The organism is Streptomyces palmae (assembly GCF_004684805.1).
GTDB lineage: Bacteria > Actinomycetota > Actinomycetes > Streptomycetales > Streptomycetaceae > Streptomyces > Streptomyces palmae.
The window spans coordinates 1-4554 of record NZ_SRID01000474.1; the positions used below are offsets into that span (position 1 = coordinate 1).

At 75.6% G+C, this 4554-nt stretch carries 5 protein-coding genes; 4 read left to right on the forward strand and 1 reads right to left on the reverse strand.

The window, feature by feature from the left end:
* On the reverse strand, nucleotides 1–794 hold a 794-nt coding region (locus E4099_RS29435; protein ID WP_135342158.1), incomplete at its 3' end, for an SDR family oxidoreductase.
* Nucleotides 795–873: 79 nt separating this feature from the next.
* On the opposite strand from E4099_RS29435, the gene E4099_RS29440 reads away from it, so the two are divergent.
* The 4 genes from E4099_RS29440 to E4099_RS29455 are packed head-to-tail and all read left to right on the forward strand — an operon-like array spanning nucleotide 874 to nucleotide 4327.
* Nucleotides 874–1626 (forward strand): enoyl-CoA hydratase family protein, encoded by a 753-nt coding sequence (locus tag E4099_RS29440; protein ID WP_135342159.1) that lies wholly within the window; start codon nucleotides 874–876, stop codon nucleotides 1624–1626.
* The gene (locus E4099_RS29445; protein ID WP_135342160.1) at nucleotides 1623–2495 is read left to right on the forward strand and encodes a CoA transferase subunit A; all 873 of its coding nucleotides are present in this window, start codon (nucleotides 1623–1625) and stop codon (nucleotides 2493–2495) included. Before E4099_RS29440 ends, E4099_RS29445 begins: the two co-directional genes overlap by 4 nt.
* A gap of 15 nt (nucleotides 2496–2510) precedes the next feature.
* The gene (locus tag E4099_RS29450; RefSeq protein WP_245245294.1) at nucleotides 2511–3278 is read left to right on the forward strand and encodes a CoA-transferase subunit beta; all 768 of its coding nucleotides are present in this window, start codon (nucleotides 2511–2513) and stop codon (nucleotides 3276–3278) included.
* Nucleotides 3278–4327, forward strand: coding sequence for an NAD(P)H-dependent flavin oxidoreductase (locus E4099_RS29455; protein ID WP_135342161.1), 1050 nt, complete (start codon nucleotides 3278–3280; stop codon nucleotides 4325–4327). The genes E4099_RS29450 and E4099_RS29455 overlap by 1 nt, the downstream gene beginning before the upstream one ends.
* Nucleotides 4328–4554 lie beyond the last annotated feature (227 nt).

The following is a 4554-nucleotide window of genomic DNA, read 5'->3' on the forward strand; positions in this document are numbered from 1 at the left end:
GGGGTGTCGGGTGCGATCCGCGGCTGGGGGTGGGCGGCGGCCAGGAAGGCCGGACGTTCGCCGCCGCCGTGCACCGCCAGGCTCGCCCCGCTGATGTATCCGGCCAGGTCGGAGGCGAGGTAGACGCAGGCGTCCCCGGCCTCGCCGGGTTCGGCCAGCCGCCGCAGCGGCACGGTGCGGCCGACCGCGGCCAGTTGCTCCGCGGTGCCGTAGTGCACCTCGGACCGCTCGGTGCGGACCATGCCGAGGACCACGGTGTTCACCCGGACCTCGGGCGCCCACTCCACGGCGAGCGAGCGGGCCAGGTTCTCCAGCCCCGCCTTGGCGGCTCCGTAGGCCGCGCTGCCGGGTGACGGGCGGCTGCCGCTGACGCTGCCCACCATCACCACGGCGGCACCGCCGGGGCAGCCGCGCAGCAGCGGGTAGGCGGCGAGCGAGACGGTCAGCGGCACCAGCAGGTTGAGCTCCACGATGCGAGCGGCCCGCCGGGCACCCCCCTCGGCGAGATCACCATAGGGCGTTCCGCCGGCGTTGTTGACCAGGGTGTCCAGCCGTCCGTAGTCGTCCCGGACGCGCTGGAGGAGGCCCGCCACCGCCTCCGGGTCACGGAGGTCGGCAGGCAGGAAGCGGGCGGTGCGGCCGGCCTCCGTCAGCGGCCCGTCCGGCGGGCGGCGGGCGCAGGCCACCACCTGCGCCCCGGCCGCCAGCAGGGCTCGGGTGATCCCCGCGCCGACGCCGCGGGTGCCGCCGGTGACCAGCGCGACGCGCCCTGCCAGGTCGATGGTGCGGGTCACCGGACACCTCCCGTGGGGGACGAACCGCTGCTACCTTCTGCCCTAACAAACGTTAGGTGGAAAGGTAGCTGATCCTGTCATGGGTGTCTCCACCGCCGTACCCGAACCGGGCATCGCCCGGGTCACCGTGGATGTTCCACCGGTCAACGCCCTGCCGGTACGCGTCTGGTACGAGCTGGCCGAGGCGGTGACCGCGGCCGGCGCCGACCAGCGGGTCCGCTGCGTGGTGCTGGACGCCGCCGGGCGCGGTTTCAACGCCGGGGTGGACATCAAGGAGTTGCGGCGCGACCCGGGCCACACCGCGCTGCTCGGCGCCAACCGGGGCTGCGCCGCCGCCTTCGTCGCCGTCCACTCCTGCCAGGTGCCGGTGGTGGCCGCCGTGCACGGGCACTGCCTGGGCGGCGGCGTGGGCCTGGCCGGCACCGCGGACGCCATCGTGGCCAGCCAGGACGCGTACTTCGGCCTGCCGGAGCTGGACCGCGGCGCGCTGGGGGCGGCCACCCACCTGGCCCGGCTGGTGCCCCAGCAGCTGATGCGCACCCTGTACTACACCTCACGCTCCGTCACCGCCGAGGAGCTGTTCCGGCACGGCTCGGTGTGGGCGGTGGTGCCGCGCGCCGAACTGGCCGCCGCCGCCCTGGCGCTGGCCCGGGAGATCGCGGCCAAGGACGGCACCCTGCTGCGTCTGGCCAAGGAGGCGATCAACGGCATCGACCCGGTGGATGTGCGCCGCGGCTACCGGTACGAGCAGGGCTTCACCTTCGAGGCGCAGCTGAGCGGGGTGGCGTCCCGGGTGCGCGGCACCTTCGGCGGTCCGGTGGAGCGGCCATGAGCCGGGACAAGACCATGACGGCGGACCAGGTGGTGGCGCGCCTGGCCAGCGGGATGACGGTGGGCATCGGCGGCTGGGGTTCCCGGCGCAAGCCGATGGCCCTGGTCCGGGCGCTGCTGCGGTCGCCGGTCACCGATCTGACGGTGGTCGCGTACGGCGGCCCCGACATCGGGCTGCTCGCCGCCGCGGGCCGGATCCGCAAGCTGGTGACGGCCTTCGCCACGCTGGACTCCATCCCGCTGGAGCCGCATGTCCGCGCCGCCCGGCAGCGCGGCGCCTTCGAGCTGGTGGAGTTGGACGAGGCGATGCTGATGTGGGGGCTGACCGCGGCGGTGCACCGGCTGCCGTTCCTGCCGGTGCGGGCCGGGCCGGGCTCGGACGTGATGACCGTCAACCCGTGGTTGCGCACGGTCCGCTCGCCCTACCCGGACGGCGAGGAGCTGGCGGCGGTGCCGGCGCTGCGGCTGGACGCGGCGCTGGTGCACCTGAACCGGGCGGACCGGCACGGCAACGGCCAGTACCTGGGCCCCGACCCGTACTTCGACGACCTGTTCTGCGCGGCGGCCACCGAGGCCTATGTGAGCTGCGAGCGCCTGGTGCCCACCGCCGGGCTGCTGGCGGCGGGCGGGCCGCAGACCCTGCTGGTGCCGCGGCACACGGTCTCCGGGGTGGTCGAGGCGCCGCGGGGTGCGCACTTCACCTCCTGCGCTCCGGACTACGGGCGCGACGAGGCGTTCCAGCGCGCCTATGCGCGGGCCGCCGCGGACCCGTCCGACTGGCGGGCGTTCGCCGACCGCTTCCTGGCCGGGGACGAGGACGCCTACCAGGCGGCGGTGGAGGCGTTCACCGAGCGGCACGGGCGGCACTGACCTGTCTTGACCGTCGTGACCAGCGACTCACTCGGAAAGGAGGCGGCGCCGGTGGAGGTGAGCCGAGCGGAGTACTGCGTACTGGCCTGTGCGGAGGTGTGGCGCGGCGAGGGGGAGGTGCTGGCCAGTCCGATGGGCACCGTGCCGGCGATCGGCGCCCGGCTGGCCCGGCTCACCTTCGCCCCCGAACTGCTGCTCACCGACGGCGAGGCGCTGCTGGTCGACGCGGCGGGGGCGGTGGAGGGCTGGCTGCCGTTCCGCCGGCACCTGGCCTGGGTGACCGGCGGCCGGCGGCATGTGATGATGGGCGCCGCCCAGCTCGACCGGTGGGGCAACCAGAACATCTCCTGCATCGGCGACTGGCACCGGCCGGCCCGGCAGCTGCTGGGCGTGCGCGGCGCCCCGGCCAACACCGTGAACCACGCCACCAGTTACTGGGTTCCGCGGCACAGCCCGCGGGTCTTCGTCCCCCGGGTGGACCTGGTCTGCGGGGTGGGGTACGACCGGGCGGCCGCGGCCGGCCCGGCGGTCACCCGCTTCCACCGCATCGCCCGGGTGGTCACCGATCTGGCCGTGCTGGACTTCGAGACCCCGGACCGCACCCTGCGGGTGCGGTCCCTGCACCCGGGGGTGACGCTGGCCCAGGTACGGGCCGCCACCGGCTTTCCGCTGGCCGCGCCGGACCGGGTGCCGGCCACCCGGGAGCCGAGCGCCGCGGAACTGCGGCTGATCCGGGAGGTCATCGATCCGGAGGGGAAGCGGAACCAGGAGGTGCCGGGGTGATGGAGACCGCGCTGACCCGGCTGGTGGGTGTGCGCCATCCGCTGGTGCAGACCGGGATGGGCTGGGTGGCCGGACCGCGGCTGGTGTCCGCCACCGCGAACGCCGGGGCGCTGGGCATCCTGGCCTCCGCCACCATGAGCCCGCCGCGGCTGCGGGCCGCGATACGGGAGGTCCGGTCCCGTACCGGCGAGCCGTTCGGCGTCAACCTGCGCGCGGACGCGGCCGACGCGGCGGAGCGGGTGGCCATCCTCATCGAGGAGGGGGTGCGGGTGGCCTCCTTCGCGCTGGCGCCCTCCCGCGAGCTCATCGCCCGGCTGCGGGACGCGGGCATCGTGGTGATGCCCTCGGTCGGGGCGCTCCGGCACGCCGAGAAGGTCGCCGCCTGGGGAGCGGACGCGGTGCTGGTGCAGGGCGGGGAGGGCGGCGGGCACACCGGCCCGGTGGCCACCTCGGTGCTGCTGCCGCAGATCGTGGACGCGGTGGACCTGCCGGTGGTGGCGGCCGGCGGCTTCTGCGACGGCCGCGGGCTGGTCGCCGCGCTCGCCTGGGGGGCCTCCGGAATCGCCATGGGCACCCGCTTCCTGCTGACCTCGGACAGCACCGTGCCGGACGTGGTGAAGGCCCGCTACCTGGCCGCCTCCGCGGCGGACGCGGTGGTCACCACCGAGGTGGACGGCCTGCCGCACCGGATGCTCCGCAGCGACCTGGTCGACGCCCTGGAGCGCTCGGGCCGCGCCGCCTCGCTGGCCCGGGCCCTCCGGCACGCGGCCGCCTTCCGCCGGGTGTCCGGGATGGGCTGGCGCGCCCTGCTGCGGGACGGACGCGCCCTGCGGCGGCACAAGGACCTCGCCTGGCACCAGGTGCTGCTGGCGGCCAGCACGCCGATGCTGCTCAAGGCGTCCATGGTGGACGGCAGGACGGACCTGGGGGTGATGGCCGCGGGCCAGGTGGCGGGCAGGATCGAGGACCTGCCGTCCTGCGCGGAGCTGGTGGCCCGGGTGATGGCCGAGGCCTCGGAGGTACTGGGGCGGCTGCCCGCCCCTCCGTGAGCGGGCACGTCATCGGGTGACCGGCCGGTGCGGCCGTACGGCGCCGGCGCGGGCGGCGTACGGGCCCCGCTCCGTCCTCCCTGGAAGGCCGCCATGTGCCTGTGGGACCGCCCCTCGGCGAGGGTCCCCGTCTCCGGTGAACCGCCGCGGCTTCGGAGAACCGGCGCACCGCCGCTCAGCCGACCCCCTCCCCCGAAATGCGGTCCGAACGGCCCGCGACCATCCCC